Below are 24,683 nucleotides of genomic sequence, written 5' to 3'. Positions count from 1 at the left end.
TTCCATTTGAGAATGATTATCATTGGAAGGAGACTTTGATGAACAATGAAACAAAATTGTCGTAATCAATGTCATACAATTATAAAATCTGCCTATTTATTAGCGATGTTTTTGCTAACTATCGGCATACTTTCCGCCTGCAATACCCAATCAAGCAATAAAGAGGAACAGGTAGAAACGCAGGCATCCTCAGAAAGTACAAAGGAGCAAAGTGTTTACCCGCTAACACTAAAAGATGAGGTTGGGAATGAAGTAACACTACCGGCTAAGCCTACTAAAATTTTTGCACCTGTCATGGAGGATTCATTACTAGCTCTTGGTATCAAGCCTACTATGCAATGGTCTAACGGTGTTAAGCCACAGCTTTATTTACAAGATCAGCTACAGGGTATACCAGAAATTAGCTTTGCAAGCGGTCCCCCATCAGCCGAAGCCATTATGGCAGATAAACCAGACTTAATTATTTTGCATAATTCATTTTATGTGGAAAATGGCACCTATGAAAAATATGCAAAAATCGCACCAACCTATGTTTTTAATAATGCTGTAAGTAATTTAGAAGGCTCTATTAAAGTTTTAGGGCAACTACTTGATGAAACAGACAAGGCTGAGCAAGCTTTACAGGATTATCAAGAAAAAGTAGATGTAGCAAAAACAAAGCTATCCTCTATAACAAAAGGTAAAAAAATTGCTTTAATTCGCTTTAATGCAAAAGGTATGTTTTTCATGACTGATGAGTATTTTAGTGGATATGTCCTGACACATGAATTAGGATTTGAACAAAGCAGCTACGTGAAAAATGGTGCCTTCGAAGTATCATTGGAGATTCTACCTGAACTGGATGCCGATTATATTTTCCTAATCAATGATGGTAATCTTGGGGATGAATTTTTAAATGAGTTGAAGAACAGTAAAATTTGGCAAAGTACGGCAGCCTTCAAAAACGATCAAGTATTTGAGACATCCGAGGATTACTGGCTAAATGGCGGTATTCATGCTCAAGGAAAAGTGATAGAAGATGTATTGGAGTTTTTAGCGCCATGACAACAATGACAAAGAAACCTTATACATTAGAAAACTACTTAGAAGTTACTATGACATCTCGTCAACAGCTAGATTATCGCATTTTAACTGCAAGCCCAACAGATGAACCATCAGCAGATGGTTATACTGTCATCTACGCCTTAGATGGGGACGCCCTTTTTCCAACACTTGCAGAGGCAGTGAAATTACAAACCCGTAAACCAAAAGGCTATGATCCTATTCTTGTTATTGGCATCGGTTATCCCTCAAAGGAACCTTTTGATATGGAGCGACGCTGTCTCGATTTTACACTACCTGTTAGCAAAGAACATCTGCCACCACGTCCAGATGGAACGCCTTGGCCTCCAAACGGCAAAGCCAATGAGTTCTTAAATTTTATTGAACATGAGCTCATACCTGCTATAGCAAAGGAATGGCCTATCAATAAAAAGAAGCAAGCGATTGTTGGTCATTCCTTAGGCGGCCTTTTCACACTATATGCTTTATGTGCAAGACCTCACTTATTCAGTCATATTGTAGCTAGCAGTCCCTCTATTTGGTGGGCTGACAATGCGGTACTACAAGTAATAGACAGATTTTTTGAAGATTGGAACGGTCAGCATGCTATTAATCTCTTACTCACAATCGGTGCTAACGAGTTGCCTGATATGTTAGAGGGAGCTGATCTAGCGGCTGAACGAATGAAGCGTTTAAGCGACCAAAACATTTATACTAATTATGTGAAGTTTGACGAGGAGGACCATGTGAGCGTCCTACCTTGTATGCTTGCCCGCCTTCCTCGGTTTTTGGATACGTAGTAGAAAAGCCCAAGTGGTAATCATTCCACTTGGGCATTTTTATAACATTTACTTCTCTTTCTTCAAATGATCCTTAAGCATGCTAGCGATTTCCTCAACTTTTTATTCTATAGCAATGGATCATAAGGACAGAAACTCTCTGGGTTTAAGTTTAATACGCTATTATTTTTAACTGCTTCAATTGTCAATAGTAACGTGCATTTATATAAAAAATTATGTGGAGCCAGTCATTTAAAAATGAAAGTTAGTTCTAAGATCATTTAACCAAGAATAATACTTTTATAAACTAAATGGCTTATTAATTTTGCGAATTCTTTATTTTCTTTTTACGGATAACCTTAAATAAAATGGTTACGATGATTATGATCATTATAAAACTTAAATACGGGATCCACCATTTAATAGTTTCAACTATTCCCTCCGATAATCCAAAACCCATTAGAAATTCAGTCATATTATCTACTCCTTTTATTTAAGTCTATTGTCTAAAATTACCTGTTTTGCACTCTGATAAGTTGCAATGAAATATATTACATATAGCAACAAAATAATACCAAAGCTTAAAAACATATTCTGTTTGATAGAAACTTCAAAAAATGGTTCTAATTTTTCTAATACAACCTTAGTAGTAAAGATTGATATGAAACTAGCTAAAATTAAAGGTGAAATAAAATAAAATCCAATTTGTCTAAATAACAACCTATTAATCATTTTTTTATTTGCACCAATTTTCGATAATGTCAGGTATCTTTCTTTGTTATCCTGGGTTTCTGTTAATTGCTGTAATGCTAGTACCGATAACGTGACAATCATTAAAATTATTCCTAAGTAACTGCTAGTAAAAGCTATTACTCCAAATATGCCAAAGTAAGTGTCTTGTATCACACTCTTAGTTACATAATAAATCTCTCCTTCAAGAGATTTTTCAATCCATTTATTATTCATTATTTTATAGACCGTCCCCTCAATTTCTTGAGAGAGAAAAACACCATTCAATAAGAAACTATCAGGATTCATATAATTTTTCATATTGTCTGGAACAACCACTGTTCCTACATCATTTGCCCTTGTTGAATTTGTTAAGTAAGTAATGTTACCAAATATTTTTTTGTTTGCAGGAGTGAGCTCCTTATCACCAATTCTTATTTTCCCTTCATTATTTAAGAAATATTGAATATGTTTATTAAAAGGTTCATAGTTTGCATTAATAATGAATTTATTTTCTCCTAACTGAATTCCCTCTTCTCCAGATAGTTCCAATATTTTATTGTAATCTGTTTCAGTTATTAAAGTAACTTTTGACATAAGTATCTCTTGTTCTAAATCAGATAGTTTTACTTGTTGCTCTTTAAACAATTCTCCATAAGTTAAATCGGCATTAAACAACATTATCTCTACATAACTTTTAAGATTTTCTTTAAGTGGAATGCCATCTTGTTTTGCTGTTTCTAAAAGATTTTTGTTATCCTCATATGGTTTTACAATTGTTAAGTCAAATGGGGTTGCCGTGGTAACTTGTTTATTCATAGAACTTGTAACACTAAATCCTGTACCTAGAACAACTAGTGAAGCTATCAGTAATGCACTTAAGATACTTATTACTAGAAAATTGATTTGCATTTTACTTCCGAATTGTCGAAACAAAAATGAATTTAGTTCTTTAAAATACAGCTTTTTGTTTCTTTTAGCCAAGAACACCATCACACTGGAAATGGTATAATAAAACAAAATAATACCAACACCAAGAAGCGAGACTATCACAGTTAAATAATTCTTATCAAGTCCTAATTTCATTAACAATAGTATTCCAGTAGTTATTAAAGTAATTGCTACTAAAAAAAGGCTACTTGTCGCCCATTTGTTATAGACCTTTAACTCTTGATTTTTACGATTCGCAGTTAATAAATCGATAAGTTTAATGTTCATAATATTACGAGTATTAAAAAGTGCTACTATAATATAAATAATTGAAAAACTTATAATAGTTTCTTTTATAGCTTCTTTTGATAACAACAATTTATATCCTACTGCATCACCTACAAACATTTTTAAAGCTAATATCGAAATAACTTGTGACATTAAAAATCCTAGCCCAAGGCCTATAATTAAAGCAAATAACCCTACCAAAAAGGTCTCACCTACAAAAATAAAGGATATCCGCCATTTACTCATCCCTAATGTCATATAAATACCCATTTCTTTTTTTCTTCGCTTCATTATGAATTGATTGGCATATATGATGAGAAAAGCAAAAACAATTGCAATAAACCTTGTTAAAAGTCCAATATACGTAACTAATGCATCCCCAAAAATCTCCATAGAATAATTTAAATCATTTAAAGCTGGTTGTGATGATACTGAATTAAATGCATAAAATAGGCTGACACCTAAAACAAGAGTTAGAAAATAAATAGCATAATCTTTAATACTTCTGCCTACATTTTTATATATCAATTTAAAACTCATCATTGATATTTCCTCCTAGTAGTGCAACAACCTCCATTATTCGATTAAAGAAAGTTTTACGATCATCTTTTCCTCGTATTAGTTCATTAAAAATTTCTCCATCCTTTAGAAAAATAATCCTTCTGCAATAACTAGCATTATAAGGATCATGAGTAACCATCAAAGTTGTGGCATCTTGTTGCTGATTTAATATTTCTAAATTTTTCAGCAACATTTTAGCAGATTTACTATCAAGAGCCCCTGTTGGCTCATCGGCTAATAATAATGTAGGCCTTGTAACAATGGCTCTCGCTGCCGCAATTCTTTGCTGTTGTCCTCCTGACATTTGATATGGGTATTTGTACAATACTTCCTTTATATCCAAAGCGGCTGCAACTCTATCGACTTCATGTTCAATTTCATTCACCGGATAATTAATTATAGATAATGCCAAAGAAACATTTTCAAAAGCAGTTAGTGTATCTAGTAAATTATATTCTTGAAATATAAAACCTAACTTCTCACTTCTAAATTTTGATAATTTATGGCCCTTTAATTTTGTGACATTTTCGCCATCTATAAATACATGACCAGCCGTAGCAGTATCAATGGTTGAAATACAATTAAGTAAAGTCGATTTACCACTTCCACTTGGTCCCATAATTGCTATAAAATCGCCTTTTTGCACTTCAAATGAAATGTTTTTTAATGCATGGGTTACATTACCCTTATTACCATACACCTTTTCAATATTTTCAACTTTTAATATTGTATTCACTTCCCAATTTCACTCCTTTTATGGATGACTTATCCTTTTGCTACCATAATATTACCATTCAATGAATTAACAAAAAATCGATTATTGTATCATAATATTACCGTTTTGTAAGTTTACTTACTATGCACTATAATATTATAAAAAGGTATAAATTATGGAAATAAAACCATTCATTGGTTAAATTGAAGGGAGATTAAAAATGAAAATATTCATTATCGAAGATGATCCAATTATCAGAAAGGAACTTTTTGATTTTCTAGAGAGATATGGGTATGAATGCATAAGTGGCGACGATTTCACAAAAATTGTAGAAGATGCTCTACAAAGCATGCCGCATTTAATTATTTTAGATCTTAACCTTCCTTTTCAAGACGGTTTTCAAGTGTGTCGTGAAATTCGGAAATTGTCTTCTGTGCCCATTATTATAGTAACTAGCCGTGACACTTCCTTTGACGAACTATTAAGTCTTCAAATAGGAGCTGATGACTTTATTACAAAACCATATGATTTACAAATCCTTTTAGCTCATATTCAATCCGTTTTAAAGAGAACTTACGAAATTTCCAAAAGTGCTATGCTTTCTTATAAAGATTTAACACTGGAAATATTAAAGAGCAAAGCTATTTATAATAATATAGAAATAGAACTTACAAAGAATGAATTATGTATTCTTAGATTATTGATGATGAATAAAGGAAACGTGGTTTCTAGAGATGAAATAATGAATGAGCTATGGCAAAACGGAGATTTTGTTGATGAAAATACCTTAAATGTTAATATATCGAGGTTAAGGCGCAAATTGGAATCGATCGGTTTAAAAAAATATTTATTAACGAAGAGAGGACAGGGTTATCAGTTATGAGTTTAATTGAATTTTTTAAGGAAAAACAGTTAGCAATACTTTTTCATTTACTATCATTGCTAATTATCTCTAGTGTCCTCTACTTGTATAATGAAAATGGAAGTTTAGTAATAGTAATAGATTTAATTCTTCTATTTTTCTTTTTCACACCGATTATAGTTAAATACTATCAATTAAGTAAATATTATAATGAAATAAAAAATATTTCACAACAAATCAAAGAAAAAACATATATCGCAGATATTGTAGAGGAACCCCCTTTTTTTTCAGGGAAATTCTTCTACAACATCTTAAATGAAGCAACAAAATACATGAATGATTGTATGTTCTCTTTGAAAAACGCTCAACGTGATTATACAGACTACATTGAACTTTGGGTACATGAAATAAAAACACCAATCACTGCACTAAAGTTAATTTTAAGTAACCATAAGACACCTGAAAACATCCTTATTCAAGAAGAACTATTAAAAATAGAAGGTTATGTTGAACAAGCTCTATACTATGCAAGAAGTAGTACTTTAACTCAAGATTATAGAATAGAAACATTTACACTTGATAAAGCTGTAAATTTAGCTATTAAATCATTATCTCTAAGTATTATTCGTGCCAATGGTAGTATATATAAGGATAACCTTGATTTGAAAGTCACATCTGATTCAAAATGGATTATTTTTATTTTAAAGCAATTAATAGATAATGCTATCAAATATCATCATAATCCACTTCAATTATCCTTTATTGCTAAAAAAGTAGAAAACGGTACTTTATTGTTAATATCAGACAATGGTATAGGTATAGCTTCATCTGATATTGAGAGAATTTTTAAACGTGGGTTCACGGGAACCAATGGTAGAAACTATGTTAAATCTACTGGTATGGGTTTATACCTTTGTGAAACCTTGTGCAAAAAATTAGGGTTACGCATAAGTGTGGATTCTCAAGAAGATACTGGCACTACATTTAAAATATATTTCCCTGATAAACTACGATTATTCCAAGAATCTAAACAAAATATATAGAGTTTATTTATTTCAAATCTCTTTTTTTGATAATATAGAGACCTATTATATAAATTACTACTGAAAAGAAGCTTAAGTAAATAATATCATTAATATTGTAGTATAGAGTAGAAAAACCATCAGAAGCAATGTAAAATGGTGTATTCTCCATAATCGTCTTCATCCAACTTTCATCTCTTTCTACAATTTGTATACCAATGTTATATAAAAAAATATATAGAACATATCCAGCTATTAATGAGTAAACGCGATTAAACGTAATAGAAATTGTAAATATACCTACTGATAAGATAGAAGCGAAATAAACTATATATACAATCCAAACTGAGAATAGCGTACTTAGGATCTCCATACTAGAGAAATGTTTACCTATGATAAGTTGAACAGTTAATCCAACTAATATATTAAATATGCCATATAAAGAAGTATAAAATAAAAATGAAACACTTTTAATATGAATTATTTGACTTCTACTGAACATACTACTAAATACCATTTTCGAAGTTCCAAAACTAAACTCGGATCCCATCATATTACTGCCTAAGTAAATAAAGTAAATTTGTATAATAAATAAGGAAATACCAATATTTCCGCTTAACTCTACGCTTTTACTTAAGTTCAGCTGATAATAAAGAACATTATCAATAATTGTAGCAATAAATAATATTATTAAAAAAACGCATGTTGATGTATCAAATATTTTCTTTATTTCCATTCGGCTTATAGAAAACATACCAGTCATATTATCAATCTCCTAAATTTCTCTTTTATTAATAATTATTAAAGATATTAAAAATAATACTAAGCCTGTTAATGCTAAACAAATATTATTTGATATTGATAAATTATTATATTGCATTCCCTTATAAACCAAAGCCAGTGGATTCTCTTTAATCCAAAGAGCTAATTTTGTTGTAGAGTCTAATTTTATTAGAATAATACCTCTAATCATACTCTCAAATGAAAACATAGAAATAATGGAAACTATTGTTGCAATTTGACTGAACGTAATAAACCCAATGATGAAAGATAAACTTGAAACAAAAAAGGAAATAAGGAAATAATTTGTTAGATTAGTAAAAATATCGTGTGAAAGATTATTCAGAGTAAATTTATTATGTTCCAATACCCACAATAAATTGGCTAGTAATCGGTGAATAGTTCCAACAATACATCCAATTAAAATCAATGAAAGTAATTTTGATAGGACTATATTTATACGTGATAAAGATCCTGTGAATATAATTCTAGAAGTTTTTAATGAAAACTCTCTGGACATAATAAAAGAAGGCATAATGAGAATAATATAGTACGAAATATCACCAAAGTAATTGTAATATGTATCCAAATCCGAAGAGGATGGGTACATGGGCCTTTTTAGATAAATTGTAATAGTGTATAAAACTGCAATAAATAAACTTGACCAAATGCCGTATCTTTTGAATAATTGTTTAACCTCTAATATTGATATTCTTAAAGTGCTATTCAATCTTATTTCCTCCCATTAACTCAAAAAATCTCTTTTCTAAATCTTTGCGAAGTGGATAAATAGCATTTATACTAATTTTATTTTTAACTAAATCTACTATAAGAGAATCAGAATCTTTATAAAGATATTGGAATTTCACTTTATCTTGATCTATTTCTATAAAAGGTATGTTTTGTATATCATTTAAATAGTTTTTTACCATTTCTATTTTTTTAGTTTCTATGATAAATTCATGTAGCTCTCTATCAGTCTGTTTTTCTGTTTTTAAATCAATATAATCTACTACTGTTCCCTTCTTCAAAAACAAAACTTTATCACAAACAGCTTCAATTTCTGATAAAATATGGCTGGATACAAGAATTGATATCCCTCTTTCTTTTGAAATTTTCCCCAATATTTCTCTTATTTCAGCAACTCCTTCTGGATCTAATCCATTTGTGGGTTCATCTAAAATCAATAGTTTAGGATTATTAACTAATGCCTGTGCAATTCCTAACCTCTGTTTCATTCCTAAAGAATATCTTTTTACCTTCTTATGAACAAAACCTTCAATCCCCAATAAATGGATTACAGATGAAACATTATCTCTATCATATCCCCCTGAAATCTCTGCAAAATAAATAAGGTTATCCATTCCACTCATATGGGGATAAAAACTAGGGTATTCAATCAGTCCTCCAATACGTTTTATATGTTGTAAAGGCTGCTTTTCAATATCAAACCGAACCTCCCCCTCAAACTTCGTTATTAATCCCATAATTATTCGCATAAGGGTTGTTTTCCCTGCACCATTTGGTCCAACTAAACCTATTACTTCACCTTTTGGAACTGAGAAAGAAACATTATTAATTACTTTATTATTTCGATAACTCTTTGTGATATTCGACAATGTTAAAATATTACTCATTTCTTTTCCCTCCTTGTAATGCATCTTATCAATTACACGCAACAATTTTACTGAACTCTCATAAAAATGGTTTATAATTATATTTTATTAAAATAAGTATTTATTGTAAAATAATAACATTTATAAGAGATTGCTCTTCATTAAAAAAGATATAGCAAATTGTAATTTAGTAGTCTTTCTCGATTTTAAATTCCTAGCTAAGAAGAGGTTGGGACAAAAATGTTTCAGCCAACAAAAATACCGAACTACCCACTGAAACGCTTACGAAGTGTTTCCAAATAGTTCGGTTTTTCTAGTTATCATGTTTTGTTAATTTAGAGATTATACGGCTTTATGAAGGTCCCAGTTAGTTATGTCCCAGCCTCTTTGTTGTAACTTTACTGCTTGCAGGAAAAACTAAAGTCTAATCTTGCCTTTCCTTCACAGTAGGTAAGGAGTTCCACAATTTCGTGTAAATTGGTATATAACTATATTGCAACTGAAAGAGATTACATCATGAGTTTTGTTATTTCTTGATGTGTAGGATAGGCACGGTAGCAGAAAGATCCCACAGGTAAATATGGACATCAACATTCATAATGCCCTAACTTCTCCTATCTACCTTCTTTACTACTATTATTATAATTAAAAATTATTCTCAAATAAAAGCCAAACTACGATAGATTGTAGTTTGGCTTATGAATTATTCATGTTATTTATTTTTTTATATTACTAAAGGCTTCTACTATTAAATTAAGGTGCTTCTTTAATGAAACAGGGTCATTAAAGTAGGAGGTAGTACTACCTAAAGTAGTAACCTTATTATTTTACACTGCAGGCAACTCATTACATAATGTACTTTCTTTAGGGAAATCAAGCGCCGTATCTTCTATAAAGAATAAAATCTCCTGCACAGTCTGGCAATCGTTCAAAAAAATGAAACTCCCCATTCTTTTAAATCCAGGGCCTCTTTTTGAACCAAGGCTGGCACATTTAATTGGAATTCCCTATAAATAATTCCTCCACCTCTAGAATAATGATCACCATATATGTATACCTCTTTGTCAGTACTGCCAATTAATTGATAATCATTATCATCCGAATCGTAAATATACTCTGAGCGAGTGTCTGTATCTCTTACATGCGGATTCAGAACAGGTAATGATACAAACAGTTGAAGAATATATTTACTTTTCGCTTCCTAAAACAATTCAGCCATCTGCCATCGATAAATATCGACGCCAGATGGCTGCTTAGTTCTTTTAAAAGCTGTTTTAGTTGACAAGGGTAAGTCTACCCTACTCGGTTTATGGTGTATTAAGGACAGGATTTCGATATCCAACCTTTGCATAGAATTTATGGAAATTACCATATTTATCTTCTAAGACAATGGTTACATAGTCACCTGTAAAGAATTTAGCAGGGTGTGTAAATTCTACATTAATACGTGCCACATTGGTTGCAACTGTCCCTTTTCCTTTTGCCAATGAACTATTTGAACCGTCATTAACTGTCTGAACTACTTGCGCCGCTGTTCGATTCTGTATAACAGATTCTGGTGTTATTGCTGTATCAGATAGATAGTAGTATTTCAATAATTCTCCGTTCTCATAAAGTTGTTTCACTTCTCCTACTAAGTCAAATGTCGCCTGAACTTTTTTATGGTCATTAGTTGTATTCAAATCACTAAGCTGTATTTCCATAAACATTGCATCTAGTGTACGATAAAGATATTGAGCAGTATTTACAAACTTATGTCCCTCATAGCCTTGAATAACAAAGTCCCTTACATCCGTAGTATCATCCTTCATTGTCACCGTAATTGTTTGATTTCCAGTATTCGGTGCTAGCGGCTGAATAATTAATTGACTGTCCATTGTTGTATTCGCGCCTACTGTATAACGTACAGGCTCATATTGGCTCGTTACATCCACATCATTGCCATTTGCATCTTTTCTAGTAATTGTAAGAATATCTGCTAAATCTAGATCGACAGTATCTCCTGTAGATACCAATTTAGACTTACCATCTACCTCACGTATAATTGTTTCGCTAAATGTAATCGTAAAGGTATTATCACTATTACGATAAATTAGTCCCGGATAATCCTTGTTATCCATCGGTGACTTCATACCGATTCTTGGTGGCGTCCCATCTGAATAGAAATCTTGTTTCATTAAGCCTGATGCAGTTTTGTTATGGTCATTATAGTCATTATTTGCCCGATAAATCGTAAAGTTACCATATGTGTCCTCTGCCCCAATGTAAACAACATATTCTGAATGAGGCTTTAATGTTACACCTCTTGCTTCTACTATTCCAGAAAGACCACTTCCTATTTTTTCAACAGATGGGCTACGTTTTAATTCAGTTGCTAAACGTTGTTCATTCGCTGGCACACTTAAGTTTGCATCAGGATTGTCAATCCACTTACCATCCTCATCTTGAATTTTCTTTTCAACAAACCAGTAATGTACCTTTGCTGTTTCATTTGTTTCAAAGCTAATTGTTGCTTTTGTATCTTTATTTTCCATCGGCTTAATTTCCAAGCCTCGGATAAGTGGTGCTTTCACATCGTTAAATACTTCTCTTGGACCTGCAATTCGAGAAATTTCACCACCGCGATCTCTTAATACCATATAAACAGAATAATTATTAAATGGATTTAAGGCATTTTGTGCTACAGATACAGGAAATTTTTGTGTAGCTGTTTCTAAATCGGCTGTACCTGTACCACTTATCACATAAATGTTATTTCCATTAATTTGAAATTTGTTCGATCTATCTGCACTACTAAACTCATTAATAAAATCACGCTCTGTAATTTCATGATCTGTTAAATATTGCTGCAATGTTTTTGTTTCACCATTATCTACTACTACATTTGGTAAAATCATGTAATAGTATGTTCCAGCTTTATTTGGTCTGAATTCAACTTCCGCTCGTCTAAATCCATCCAATTCATCAGCCCTATTAATAACATTTTCAATTGTTATAACAGGCACTACTGTATCTGTATGTTTATATTCTGCATAGTTACGAACAGGGTCACCTGGCTTCACTGTGCCCGTATTTTCAAACGCATTATCCGCTAAATCTTTAACACCTGGTAATACTGTTACACGCAACGTATCACCATTAACAAACCCCGTATCAGATGGTATTGTTAATAAAACTTTTTTATCTCCTGCTTTATACTCTACAGCTGATGGTTTGATTCCTTTTTCTCCAGTTACGTTAACAATAACTGTACCCGTTAATAAATAATTGTTAATATCGTTAGCACTTTCTGGATCTAAAGCTTCACTAACAGTAAGTTCAAACTGATTATTACTTTTCCTTACTAATTTTCCTTGTTCTACATATGGATGAACACTATCAAGCGCACCAGTTTTAAAATCTTTTACCGCAGGAGGGTCTATTGAGAAGTTACCCGAATTATCTTTCATCACAACGTAAAGCTGATATTCTGTTTCTGCATCTAATCCCGTTAGAATGTCTTTTATGCCAAGTTCACCAGCTTTTGCTTCGCCTTTTCCTGTTGGGTTAGCAACGATGTCAGCCGTTGTTGGATCAGTTGCTGTTGTTTTCTTACGTACATAGTAGTAATAATCTCCTGGTTCACTGGCTGTAAAAGTAAATTCAGCACGTGTTCCTCCATGTAATGGCGTAACTTGTAGGGATTTCACTACTGGTGGTGATGCATCTTTCATTTGGAACTCTTGAGAAACTATATCTGAAGCATTTTTCGAGCCATCTACAACCATGATGTAGATAACATATTCTTTTTTCTCACCTAAATTGGAAACCTTAATTGAGTTGGTTCCTTTAATGGCTGCCGCAGTTCCATGTGCTACGTTCTTATTTGAGAGACGGTTGACCATTTCACTTTTATTTGGTGTCTCTGCGCCCTTTTCACGCACAATATAATAGTACGTACCGACTTCATCTGAAGTGAAATCTGCTTGAATTTCGCTACCATTTAGGACTTTGACATTTGTAATACTAATGATTGGTTTTGTTTTATCATCAGGATTTTGATTCTCGTTTTCCTCTTTATCAATTGGTTTGCCATCTGGATCTGTAATTTTGCCTATATTATCTTTATCATCGAGGAAATCGTCGAAGATATTATTCGGTGATCCGTCCTTAGGTAAGATAACCTTTTCAATATACGTATAATCTCCAATATCAATTTTGCCATATGAATTATCAACAAATAATGTGCCAATTCGTCCATCAATATATAGCTCTAGATCTGTGTAGCTATTGTAATTGATCCAATCGATATTTCCTGAACCATAAATTGTAAGCTTTGTTTCTGTATTTAAATTTAACGTACCAATATCGCCTTGAATTTCAAACTCACGCACATTTCCAATGATGTCTACACGTGGTAGTTTTGTATTTGTTTCAATTTTTGTACCTGTTTGAGATACTACTAGTCGAGCAACACTGCTGTTATAAAATTCTAGGTATTTCTCAACATTTTTCATTTCCTCTTTTTCTTTAGACCAGTTAACAAATGGCTTATCATTTTCAGTATTTGGTTTTGTCCAATTTTGAAGATCGTTCGAATTGTTATTTGACGAATCATCGCCTTTATTATTATCTGGGTTTGACCAATTGATAAATGAAATATTGTTACTTGCCACACGACCAAGAGCTAATGGTTGATTATAAGTAGCCCCTAAATGCAATGGTGGGCGAACGGTTTCGTTGACAAACATTGTCCCTGTCAGCGTCATATTCGAGAATTCGATATAATTACCATTTACTACAATCGTTGCGCCAAAAGAACCGTAATTTCCATCAAAATCTAAAGAACGTGTGCTTGTTCCACTTGCATTAAGGGTTAATTTTGAAATGGAGCGAATTCCCTTACTCGATAAATCACCCTCAATGACAGCACCTTTTAACACAGGAGCATTGTATTCGTTAAAAATATGAGCAAGGCTTTCTGGAATTGTATAAGATTGACCATTTATATAAACAGCATCATCATCCAAATTTGTGATTTTGTAAGATGTTTCATTATTTTTCTTCTCTTGTGAACCCACTACAAACGAAGCAAACTGTCCGCGAGTAACAGGATCAAATGGAGAAAATGTAACAGGAGTTGTGCCCTTTGTAATATTCAAATCGATTAAAGTTTGAATATAGATGGCATTGTTTGTTTTGCTATTCACATCTTTGAAAATATTATTGTACGTAGGGGATACCTCTAAATGGAATCCAACTACAACCATTTTGGCTAGTTCCCCTCTAGTCAACACTTCATTCGGCATAAACATGCCATTTGAATAGCCCGACATAATACCTGCATTTTGCAAGGCCGCTACGTATTTATAATATTGATTGCCCTTTGGAACATCCTTATAGTAAGGATCTTGGATATTTTTTGTATCCAATTTTAACGCCGTTGCCAGCATTTTCGCTGCCTCTCCACGAGTTACACTGACATCAGGACGGAAAGTATTATCCGCAAAACCGCTCATTACACCCTGAGAATATAGTTTTAATATTTCATTATAATTGTCCGAGTATTGGTTAATATCCGTAAAGGGAGAAGTAGCCGCTGCTGCATTTGGTGGAGGTACTACAACAGCAATCCCGCTTGAAGCAAATACGGTTGCAATCAAGGCTTTATTTACTTTTTGGATTTTAGATTTATCCATTCCACTCTTCCTTTCGCTTATGTATTTTGATACGTACAAATATCATTTTGCTCATATCCTTTATATCGACCAAAGGCTAGTGAACCTTCATAGATAAATCTAAAATTGTAGAGTAAATTTCTTCTAGAGTTCGAGACTAAAATACGATTTCTTTACTATGCGAGTTCATAAGCTTTCCATCACTCAATATTTAAAAATTCATAGTTTGCAATACATAAAAAAGAAGCCATTTAAAAATAGATTCGTAATTGGCTTCTCTCTATTAACTATTAATTTTGAACTTTTAAAAGTTTGGTTAGTTTAAAAACACTAAATTATTTCATTCTTATAAATTACCTTGTTTACATTATGCCTAACAGTCTTATGACCTGCTTTTATACCTTTACCAATAGCAATCAGCATAACATCTAGATACCTATCAGAAATATTTAAGATCTCTTTCAATTTCTTAGAATCGTAGCCTGACATCGTAATTGTGTCAAAACCAGCTTCATTCGCTAACAAAACTAAGGACATTGAGGCAAGACTTACATCTCTAGTTAATTCTAACTTGAGATCTTCTTTTGTCTTACTTTCATAATAATTTATTGCAGCATTCGCAAGATAGTCTCTTAATGATTCATCAAAGTAACCTGCCTGGTACCCCTCCTCATGAATTTTAATAATATTACCTTTGTTAAATGCCTGATAGTCGCCCAACATGACAATTAACGATGAAGCTTCTACTATTTGTTGTTGATTAAAAGCTATAGGTAGTAATAAATTTCTTAAGTTCGCATCCTCGATTATTAAGTATCGCGTTGCTTGAATATTATTTCCGTTAGGCGACTTACTTGCACTTTCAACTAAGGCAGTCAATGTTTCTGAACTAATTTTATAGTTTGAATCATAATGTCTAACTGAACGTCTTTTTTCTAAAATATCTTTTACACTCATTATTAACAACTCCTAAGTTTTAATGTATTGCGCCTCTAATTATAGTAAGCAATAATAAATAAGAAAATAACGCACAAAAAAGTGGTATAGCCACTTTTTTGTGCCTATTTAGGAGAGAAAGCACATGGTGAACTATAATACAGGAATCAATATTTTTATGGATATTGCAGGTGGCAAATGGAAATGTTTAATACTATTTTTCTTGAGTCAACAATCAGTAAGGACGAAAGAGTTTTATGAATTAATACCCGGAATTACGCAAAAAGTTCTAACTGATCAATTGAAGCAGTTAGAAAGAGACGGACTTGTTCGGAGAGAAATATTTAAAGAAGTACCACCAAAAGTAGAATATAGTTTAACAGATTTAGGAGAGTCATTTATCCCCGTTTTAAATACGATGTGTACATGGGGAAATGATTATGCACGTTTAAAGGGAATTGCCAAGGAGCAACAAATTTGTTGTCATCAAAAAGAAAGCTAAGTTTTCCTTAAAGGCTCCTTGTACTAATCACTATTAAAACCACAGCTTGTTACTCTGTTAGAATATTCCACAAAATGCTAAAAAGCCAAGGAGCATCGGTGCTCGCTTGGCTTTTGACGATATATAGGCATACATCTAGTCGTACTTGGGGTGTCATAAGGGAAAGGGGGATAACCTTACGTCTTGTCAAGTCGATCAAGAGATGTGGCCCGAGTTACATATCATTTGAACATAATTTAAAAGTCATGTGGTTGATGACTTATATACAGCTTGCCCAAATGATGTTTGCATTAATCATTACCCCAAAAATTTGGGTTGTAAGCTCTTTTGTTGTATTTTTTTATTCCTTTTTTGAGACTCCGACTTTTACCTGATTTCGCCCTTCTTGTTTCGCAAGGTAAAGTGCGTCATCAGCCGCTTCAATTAGCGCTTCAGTTGTATTTGCCATTGCAGGATAGGATGCTATTCCTGCAGATAATGTTATTGGTTTACCACAAGGACTGACCGTATCAGCCAAAGTTTTTCGTAGTTGTTCTGCGACTAGTTTGGCTCCCTCTACCGTCGTGTTCGGTAGAAGCATGACAAATTCCTCGCCACCGTACCGGCAACATACATCGCCTTCCCGAGCTACTGATTCCATTTGTCTAGCCAAAAATTGTAAAACTTTATCACCTACTGCATGTCCATATGTATCATTCACACTTTTAAAGTGGTCTAAATCTAGCAAAATAATGACATGTGGTACCTTACTTGCTAACCATTCAGCAAGCATTGAATCCATTGTACGTCGGTTCGTAATTCCCGTCAGTGGATCAACAGTAGATTGATCCTTGAAAAAGGAGACCTGTCCATGTAGAAACGATAAACTTCGAACCAATGCATTCTTCAATGAATAGGCTTCAAAGTACCATCCACTAACAGATTTTAAACCTTCTACATTTTTCTTATCTAAACTCTCTTCTGTTAATGATGCTAGTTGTTGTAAGGGATTCGCAATACGTGCTGCAGCCCAAAGTACAATGATAATCGAAACAAACATAAGAGGGACAGATTTTATAATGACCTCCTGTACACGATCAAATGAAGGGGCTAATGCTACCTCTAAAGGTTTCTGCGCAACAACTCCCCACCCTGTCGATGCCACTGCACTATAGCCTGCTAGCATTTTCACTCCTTTTGTATTCTCAACTAGTTGGGCACCATCCTTGCCAGATGTAACAGCTTGAACGACTTTATTTTTCGTTACAATGTCATTAATACGACTTGGATCTTGATGATAGATAACTCGTCCATCTGAATCAACTACATATACGTAAGAACCATCCTTACTATAATGTTCTCCCAACAAGGTTTTAAAGGCATTAGGTTCCTTTAAATAGATAGTGCCAGCAATCATTCCTAGATATTCATTGGACTCCGAGAAAATAGGATGCGATATAAAAATGATGAGCCGCCCTGTCATCGCCTCATATGGCTTAGAAATAATGGGTGTCTTTTTGGCTAATGCCTCTTTAGCGCCCATTGATGTTAAAATCTCTCCTTTAATTTCTATAGAGGGCGGAGAGACAGATAAAACAAGTCCCTTTGCATTTGTTATAACCACCGAATTGAACATTTGATTTTGCAATCTCAAACGCTCTGTTTCCTGATTCAATACTTGTTCATCATCCATTTTCGTCCTGACCTGCTCCGCACTATATCCTAAGATTTGAAAAGCTTCATGTAGATAGGAATCAGCAGTTGAGGCTAATTTTTGAGCATAGACTCTATTCGTTTCTAGCGCATTTTCCTTAATGGAATCAATGTTCATCCTATAGCCGCCCCAAACACTACCTATGCTTGTTAAAAAGAATGCTGCCATTGCTACGCCCATTATAAGATGCTTTAACTTTAATCGGTGCGATTTCATTTTTCCCCTCCTATTTATGATTTTTTATATGTATATTTTGAGAGATACTTTAAACAATTAGTGCCTATTATAAGCAATGGCTCCTATAGGTAAAAGTAACATGTATTAATTGTGTAAGAAGAATCCAACACACCTCTAGGATTGTATCAATAAACGAGATCGTATCATATAGAATCTAGCAAACAAAATTGCAACATTTTAGTTACTTAGATTAAAAATTCCAACAACTGACGCTAATTATCTGAAATTTGATAGAAAATCTAAATTCTAAATTTTTTTACTTTTATTGTTATTCTGACATATAAAAGTTGAAGCGTTTATTTTATAATAAAAATTAGCATAGGCAAGTTAAGATTCAATCTGTTATAATACTCATTAAAATACAATAAACTGTAATAATACAGTATATAGAATACGCTTTTCACACAATGGGGATTATGAGAAAAGCGCTACTCGCCATCATCATACAGATGGTTGTGTAGCCTACACAAAAAGGGGTTGGAAGATTTGGGTATTTTAAAGGGGTTAAAAATTCTCGATTTTTCTGCATTACTACCAGGACCAATGGCGACAATGATATTTGCTGATTTAGGAGCAGATGTCATCCATGTCGAATCTTCAAAGCGGGTTGACTTAACGCGAATCATGCCTCCCTATGACGAGGATCATGAGGCATTTATCCATCAACATTTAAATCGATCAAAAAAGTCTATAACGCTAAATTTAAAATCACCAGAAGCTATCGACATTGTTAAATCACTTGTACAGGAATATGACGTTATTATCGAAGGGTTTCGACCTGGTGTAATGCATCGACTTGGCATCGGCTATGAAGCGCTTAAAGAAATAAATCCTAAGGTTATTTATTGTGCGATAACTGGCTACGGACAAACAGGGCCATATAGTAATCGTCCAGGACATGATAATAACTATCTATCCTTAGCAGGCTTACTCGACTATTCACGCCATAAGGATAAAAAACCTGTTTCCATGGGCGTCCAACTAGCTGACATAGCTGGAGGGACAATGCATGCAGCAATAGGCGTACTGGCTGCTGCCCTCCATCGTGAAAAAACAGGAGAAGGACAGTTCATCGATATTAGTATGACAGATGCTGTCTTTTCACTTAATGCTATGTATGGTGCAGCATTTATTGGAGGTGGACGTGTCCCACAGCCAGAGCAAGAAATTTTAAATGGAGGCAGCTACTATGATTTTTACAAAACAAAGGATGGACGATTTTTTTCTGTCGGTAGTTTAGAGCCTCAATTTCGCAAATTGCTCTGTGAAGCACTCGATATTCCCGAATTGATCGATAATACCTTCAATGACTCCTACTATACACAAATTCGTTTTAAAGAGGCTGTTCACGACGCCTTCTTGTCCAAGACATATGAGGAATGGCTTGAGGTGTTTAACGAGGATTTCGAAGGTTGTGTAGAGCCAGTTCTAACATTTCCTGAAGCATGTGAGCATCCACAGCTAAAGGCACGAGAAATGATTGTGACTATTCCCAAAAGCGATGGCACTATGCAAAAACAAATTGCCTCTCCGTTTAAATTTGATGGTACGCAGCCTGAATACAAGCATGTTGGTGCTAAATTAGGCGAGCATAATGAGGAAGTTTTACTATCTCTAGGCTTTGATGCTGAACAAATTGAGGCTTTGAAGGAAAAAGGCGTTTTAGAGTAAAAAAAGGTGTCTAATACTGTGATGTATTAGACACATTTTTTATACATATGCACTAATAAACATACGTAGGTTTTCAAAATGATCATCTATTAGTAGATATTTTTTGTAAATCTCCATTAACTTTTCAAAAAGCTCGTACTGCTCGGTTACAAACAAAACTCTTAAAATATTTAACATATGCAGGGATGCACTTTGTGCGACAACATAGTATGGTGCATTTGGTTGACGATAATTGCGTCGCCACTCTTCCACAGACAAACCAATATGTTGTAGAGAGTTATTCACATGAAGTGCTATATCCTGTTGAACATATGCCTCAATTGCAATAAGTTGTTCACTACTAAAGTTTTTGTGTACTAATGAAGAATTGATTTTTTTATTCGATGCTAAAACATGCTCTTTTAATAAAAGTAAGCCATCCTCATAACGTGCCATTTTTACATAGTGCTCCAGTAGAATGGCATATAAATTTTCTAAATAATTTAGCTGATAATTTTTAATAATGGCAGGTGGTGTTGGTTTACGATTTGGTAATAGCTCTTTATACTCTAGTAATATTTCAATGGCATAATTATTTATTCGCTCATCCTCTAATAAATATTCACCATATTGGATAACCATTTCACTCTGCTGTTCTCTATTTGCTATATGAAATAAAATATAGGCAATTAACACTTTTTCCTTCTCTGATAGTGCATACATTGAGTAGCGCCATTCAGCTTCAAATGAGGTAATAAGCGCTTTGACACTTTTAAAATCACCTTCTGATAAGCGATAATGAGTAACAATTTGATAAAGACGTAACTGTTTCTTTGCCAAACAGCTAGCATTATGCTTATCCACATGAGTTATACACTTATCCAGTATCGCTTTATAGTTATTCACAAAGTTATCCACATGTTCACAATTTTCTCTCACAGAATGCTCGAAATGTCCCATTATTTCATAAAGAAATGTGAATTGCTCTAAAGGTTTGTGGATAAGCAGTGAATAAACTTTTTTTGTGAAAAGCCAATGCCAAAAAGATACATGCTCTTTATACATCATATGCACTAAATATTCATCTTGAAATTTATATAAGATAATTGATTGTAGCTCATTAACTGGCATAGCTATTTGCATTCGTTTCCCAAAGACTAACCAAATTAATCGTTCTAAGTCTATTGTATGTTGTGCAAAAAGCTGCTCAAAAAAAGTATCTTTACCCTTTTGGGTATAGAAAAAAGCACTGAGACGCTCATTCACAAATTTTGAATCTAAACCATATTTGTCAAAATATATTTGCATTTCTGTTGATACATGACCCCAATATTTACGTGCTGTGGAAAAGGCAATATTCTTAGCCGTTTCTTCGTTTACTAAAAATAGATTGGGTGAAAGCGAAGTACCAAGTATTTTTGGATCTTCTTGCAGGTTTGACTCTGCCTCCAGCCAAGTTGCTAGTATATTTTCAGCACCCTTTTTACTTCTTTGTTTATAAGCCATGAATAATTGCTCATCACAGTCCAACAGCATAAAAATGGATCCTCCCATCAATTTCTACCAACAAAGATCTTCTCCTATCATTCAAATACATGATTTTTACACTCTTTCTTCAATATAACAAATCTTAACTAACATATGCTAAAAAAATATGGGTATGTATAGCAAAAACGTTAACAAATATAAAAAAACCATCTATATAAGTGGACACACTTCATAGATGGATATCATCTTTACCAAAACAACGGATATTTTCTTTTTTCTCGTAAATTATTGATCAACAAACCGAAAAATACAATTATGACTGCTCCAATTAATACAGGGGTTAGTAAATAACTCCAACCATAACCTCCTAAAATAATAATTATAGGATTGGCGCCTGCTGGTGGATGGATGACACCTAAAAAGGCCATAAAAAATATAGTTAATCCAACACCAAGACTAATAGACAATATATTGGAGCCTAGTAATGAATACATGGCCAACCCGATAAATGCCGAAATGAAATGACCTCCAATTATATTTCGAGGCTGGGACAAAGGTGCATTCCAAACGACAAATATAAGAACGCAGCTACCACCTAATGATGCCATTAACCAAGGTGAATCGGTAATGTTAGTTAACCATAGCAACACAAAAATGCATATTAATCCTCCCATTGCTCCAGTAAAGGCATCAGCGAAATTTGTTCGAGAAGGAGCATGACCTCCCCCTCTCATTTTTAATATAAAAGGTTTTATACTACTCTTTTTCTCTATTTTGTTTTCCACACCTATAATTTCTGTCATTAGACACCAACTTTTCTCTTCTATACTCATCTATTTTATATAAGGTCCTGTTCATCATTGTTAAACTTTAACTATTATATCAACACAACAATAGATTTCAATCCAAACTTCAAATTTCAGACAAACAATTACTTATCTGACTTATAGCTCATACAAAAAAGCAAACTTTTAAAAGTTTGCTTTTTTAAGAAATCATTTATTAGTCATATTGTTTTTTAATAGTTTTATATATTCTTACCTTTTTCAATACAGTTTTAGGTACTTGGAAAGTGGCTGTGACAACCCCTGGATGGCGTCCTATTTCAATGGAGCCTGTGATTGTTGCTCTATTTAAAACCTCTGGTTCACTCATCTCAAATAGCTTCGCAGCTCGACTAATCGCGTTATCAGTCGCCTCATTTAACGTTTTACCAGAACCAACCACCGACACTGGGTATGCATCCTCTACCTGCTTAACACCAAACTCCTCCGCTAGCTCACGTGCGCGACGTTTTTCTTCCTTTGTAAAGGGCTTTGCTGTATAAGGTAAATCTTCTACATTTGGTAGTAAAATTGGGCCTTCCAAAGCTACTTTCTTCAAGACCTTAACTTCAAGCTGTACAATACCCGCTACATCAGTTGTATGTCCTGCAATCTCGCCGTCCCCTTGCATAGCATGCATGTCTCCAATATATACACCACCGCCTGGTACCTTGACTGGACAAATAATAGTCGCACCTTCTCGTACTCGGCTGATATCCATATGTCCATCGGTACGATGTAAATCCAATTCTTCTTGAGTAAAAGCATATTCATGTGGTGCTCCAATTAAAAATGAACCAAAGTCACCTGCATTATGTGAATCAGGCATCGCTTTAGAAGGGGTTGTACCAAGCTGACCTAAAAATGGTCGCATTCTCGCCAATACACCTACTAAATCGCTTGGAGCCAATGCTACAACAGGATTTTGTACAGAATTTTCAGGTGTTCTCATGTAGGTTCTAGCATCAAGTGCAATTCGTCTAGCACCCTCTCGTCCAACCGTTACACCCATTTGCCCTTTATGATCTAGTACCATCGTATAACCGTTTGTCATTTTAAAGGGTGCCGTTTCTGTATCACATGTAGAACATCGAATTGCATGTGGGCCTATTCCTTTTACAACTGTGCTTGGATGAAGCTTGCCACAGCCTGGACATTTTACAGAAACAAACGGATCACCAATGAATCGATCTACAATTGCCTCATCATGGCCAGACGAAGTTGCAAGAGATGTGACCTGAATAGATTTAATTTTTATAACAATAGCATCACCCACCTCTGCCCCTTCTACAAACACGGGCTTCGTTACTTCATGTCCTCCGCGAATAGTAGGTGTAAGCATGGGGCCCCAACATCCAGGTGTTGTATTGGCAATAATCGTTCCACCATCCTTAAGCGGTCCTAACATCTTCTGTGATGGATCTAAAATACCATCAATAAACTCATTTACGAACAATGTTTCAGCGGCTTGAGGTTGCTGTATAAAATCATCACTTTCTACCTCTTCTTTTTCTAGCACATGCATGTCGTTTGTCATTTTCTAATCACGCTCCTAGAATAATTTTTATGTATATCGTTATATGTTAAAAATGCTCTCTACACTTGCAGAGAGCTATTTTTATCAATTGTTCATATATAAATCAAAAATATGTGAGAAGTCTTCTTTTTTATACTTATCTTTATGATCGATCATCCAGGTATTCGCAAAGCTTGTAATTTCTTTGAATGACGACGCAGGAGATATATTGTCATTGCCAATTCGACCAAGTGATGATGATGCTATGTTTAAACTTTTTTCCGCTACTTCTAGCTTATAAGCATTGTTCTTTTGTTCATAGCTAATGGCATGTAGTGCTTTATATAAATCTTTAATGTCATCAATAAAGCGTTTATGAATGTCGATGGACAGTGGGGAATTGCCGATTGTAAACTTAATTTCGACATCAAGGTCGATTGTTCCTGCTGTTTCGAGAAAAACTTCTGTCACAGTATACATTGAATAGTCATAGCGTCGCAGTAATCGTTTCTTGCTCATAGCACTTTCGCCATCTACATGAATAATTGCACGATTTGTAAAGCAATACTCATCAGCCTTCGTTTTAATTAAAAAATAAATTTTTTCATCAATTTCATGTAAGATAAAATCATCTGCATCTGTCTTATCATAGTCCTCTCTTGGCACAACCACACCAATATCTGAAAGTCCAAGTGCATCTGCTGCTATTTTTTTAAACATCGCCATTCCTCCTAATTTGTAATACTCTTTTTACGCTTTAGAATCTGTAAAGGTTTCACCTTGTAGTGGTTTATATAAAAAATGTACTTCCTTTCTTGTAGAATACAACCCAACATTTCCTCTTTTCTATACATTTC

At 33.8% G+C, this 24,683-nt stretch carries 18 protein-coding genes; 6 read left to right on the top strand and 12 right to left on the bottom strand.

The annotated features are described in order from the left end of the window. Positions 1–45 precede the first annotated feature (45 nt). Complete coding sequence (locus RCJ95_RS20180) at positions 46–1,044, top strand: ABC transporter substrate-binding protein (RefSeq protein ID WP_446722673.1); 999 nt, start codon at positions 46–48, stop codon at positions 1,042–1,044. Beyond that, positions 1,041–1,841, top strand: a complete 801-nt coding sequence (locus tag RCJ95_RS20175) for an alpha/beta hydrolase (RefSeq protein ID WP_446722672.1) — start codon at positions 1,041–1,043, stop codon at positions 1,839–1,841. The genes RCJ95_RS20180 and RCJ95_RS20175 overlap by 4 nt, the downstream gene beginning before the upstream one ends. 468 nt (positions 1,842–2,309) lie before the next feature. Here the strand turns inward: RCJ95_RS20175 and RCJ95_RS20170 are convergent, their stop codons facing one another. Together RCJ95_RS20170 and RCJ95_RS20165 are read right to left on the bottom strand one after the other, a co-directional pair. Beyond that, positions 2,310–4,310 (bottom strand): FtsX-like permease family protein, encoded by a 2,001-nt coding sequence (locus tag RCJ95_RS20170; RefSeq protein WP_257520963.1) that lies wholly within the window; start codon positions 4,308–4,310, stop codon positions 2,310–2,312. Next, on the bottom strand, positions 4,297–5,064 hold the full coding sequence (locus RCJ95_RS20165; RefSeq protein ID WP_237899088.1) for an ABC transporter ATP-binding protein: 768 nt from the start codon (positions 5,062–5,064) through the stop codon (positions 4,297–4,299). The genes RCJ95_RS20170 and RCJ95_RS20165 overlap by 14 nt, the downstream gene beginning before the upstream one ends. Before the next feature lie 199 nt (positions 5,065–5,263). Here RCJ95_RS20165 and RCJ95_RS20160 point away from each other — a divergent pair, with 199 nt between their 5' ends. Continuing rightward, positions 5,264–5,926 (top strand): response regulator transcription factor, encoded by a 663-nt coding sequence (locus RCJ95_RS20160; RefSeq protein ID WP_257520962.1) that lies wholly within the window; start codon positions 5,264–5,266, stop codon positions 5,924–5,926. Next, the gene (locus tag RCJ95_RS20155; RefSeq protein WP_221681371.1) at positions 5,923–6,948 is read left to right on the top strand and encodes a sensor histidine kinase; all 1,026 of its coding nucleotides are present in this window, start codon (positions 5,923–5,925) and stop codon (positions 6,946–6,948) included. Before RCJ95_RS20160 ends, RCJ95_RS20155 begins: the two co-directional genes overlap by 4 nt. 7 nt (positions 6,949–6,955) lie before the next feature. Here the strand turns inward: RCJ95_RS20155 and RCJ95_RS20150 are convergent, their stop codons facing one another. The 5 genes from RCJ95_RS20150 to RCJ95_RS20130 form a co-directional block, all read right to left on the bottom strand. Continuing rightward, positions 6,956–7,690, bottom strand: a complete 735-nt coding sequence (locus RCJ95_RS20150; protein WP_446722671.1) for a hypothetical protein — start codon at positions 7,688–7,690, stop codon at positions 6,956–6,958. 12 nt (positions 7,691–7,702) lie between these two features. Beyond that, positions 7,703–8,437 (bottom strand): hypothetical protein, encoded by a 735-nt coding sequence (locus RCJ95_RS20145; protein WP_446722670.1) that lies wholly within the window; start codon positions 8,435–8,437, stop codon positions 7,703–7,705. After that, positions 8,430–9,344, bottom strand: a complete 915-nt coding sequence (locus RCJ95_RS20140; protein ID WP_337976432.1) for an ABC transporter ATP-binding protein — start codon at positions 9,342–9,344, stop codon at positions 8,430–8,432. The genes RCJ95_RS20145 and RCJ95_RS20140 overlap by 8 nt, the downstream gene beginning before the upstream one ends. Before the next feature lie 1,286 nt (positions 9,345–10,630). Beyond that, positions 10,631–15,001, bottom strand: coding sequence for an S-layer homology domain-containing protein (locus RCJ95_RS20135; protein WP_446722669.1), 4,371 nt, complete (start codon positions 14,999–15,001; stop codon positions 10,631–10,633). Between the two features lie 309 nt (positions 15,002–15,310). Then, complete coding sequence (locus RCJ95_RS20130; protein WP_257520958.1) at positions 15,311–15,937, bottom strand: nitroreductase family protein; 627 nt, start codon at positions 15,935–15,937, stop codon at positions 15,311–15,313. A gap of 124 nt (positions 15,938–16,061) precedes the next feature. Between RCJ95_RS20130 and RCJ95_RS20125 the strand changes: the two genes are divergently transcribed. Further along, positions 16,062–16,418, top strand: a complete 357-nt coding sequence (locus RCJ95_RS20125; RefSeq protein ID WP_004233871.1) for a winged helix-turn-helix transcriptional regulator — start codon at positions 16,062–16,064, stop codon at positions 16,416–16,418. A 340-nt stretch (positions 16,419–16,758) separates the two neighbouring features. Here the strand turns inward: RCJ95_RS20125 and RCJ95_RS20120 are convergent, their stop codons facing one another. Then, positions 16,759–18,327 (bottom strand): sensor domain-containing diguanylate cyclase, encoded by a 1,569-nt coding sequence (locus RCJ95_RS20120; protein ID WP_446722668.1) that lies wholly within the window; start codon positions 18,325–18,327, stop codon positions 16,759–16,761. 507 nt (positions 18,328–18,834) lie between these two features. Here RCJ95_RS20120 and RCJ95_RS20115 point away from each other — a divergent pair. Next, positions 18,835–20,019, top strand: coding sequence for a CaiB/BaiF CoA transferase family protein (locus tag RCJ95_RS20115; protein WP_446722667.1), 1,185 nt, complete (start codon positions 18,835–18,837; stop codon positions 20,017–20,019). Positions 20,020–20,058: 39 nt separating this feature from the next. On the opposite strand, the gene RCJ95_RS20110 is transcribed toward RCJ95_RS20115, so the two are convergent. From RCJ95_RS20110 to RCJ95_RS20095, 4 genes are all read right to left on the bottom strand, one after another. Continuing rightward, complete coding sequence (locus RCJ95_RS20110) at positions 20,059–21,534, bottom strand: hypothetical protein (protein WP_221681365.1); 1,476 nt, start codon at positions 21,532–21,534, stop codon at positions 20,059–20,061. A gap of 200 nt (positions 21,535–21,734) precedes the next feature. Then, the gene (locus tag RCJ95_RS20105; protein WP_221681364.1) at positions 21,735–22,289 is read right to left on the bottom strand and encodes an HPP family protein; all 555 of its coding nucleotides are present in this window, start codon (positions 22,287–22,289) and stop codon (positions 21,735–21,737) included. A gap of 199 nt (positions 22,290–22,488) precedes the next feature. Next, complete coding sequence (locus RCJ95_RS20100) at positions 22,489–23,847, bottom strand: acetamidase/formamidase family protein (protein ID WP_446722666.1); 1,359 nt, start codon at positions 23,845–23,847, stop codon at positions 22,489–22,491. A gap of 84 nt (positions 23,848–23,931) precedes the next feature. Continuing rightward, positions 23,932–24,546 carry a PH domain-containing protein gene (locus tag RCJ95_RS20095; protein WP_048390761.1) on the bottom strand — a complete coding sequence of 205 codons (615 nt, stop codon included), beginning with the start codon at positions 24,544–24,546 and terminating at the stop codon, positions 23,932–23,934. Positions 24,547–24,683: the final 137 nt, after the last annotated feature.

It is taken from the genome of Lysinibacillus sp. BSL11 (assembly GCF_052928325.1).
Note: the sequence above shows the minus strand (reverse complement) of the source record. Positions and strands in the feature narration are given on the sequence as shown.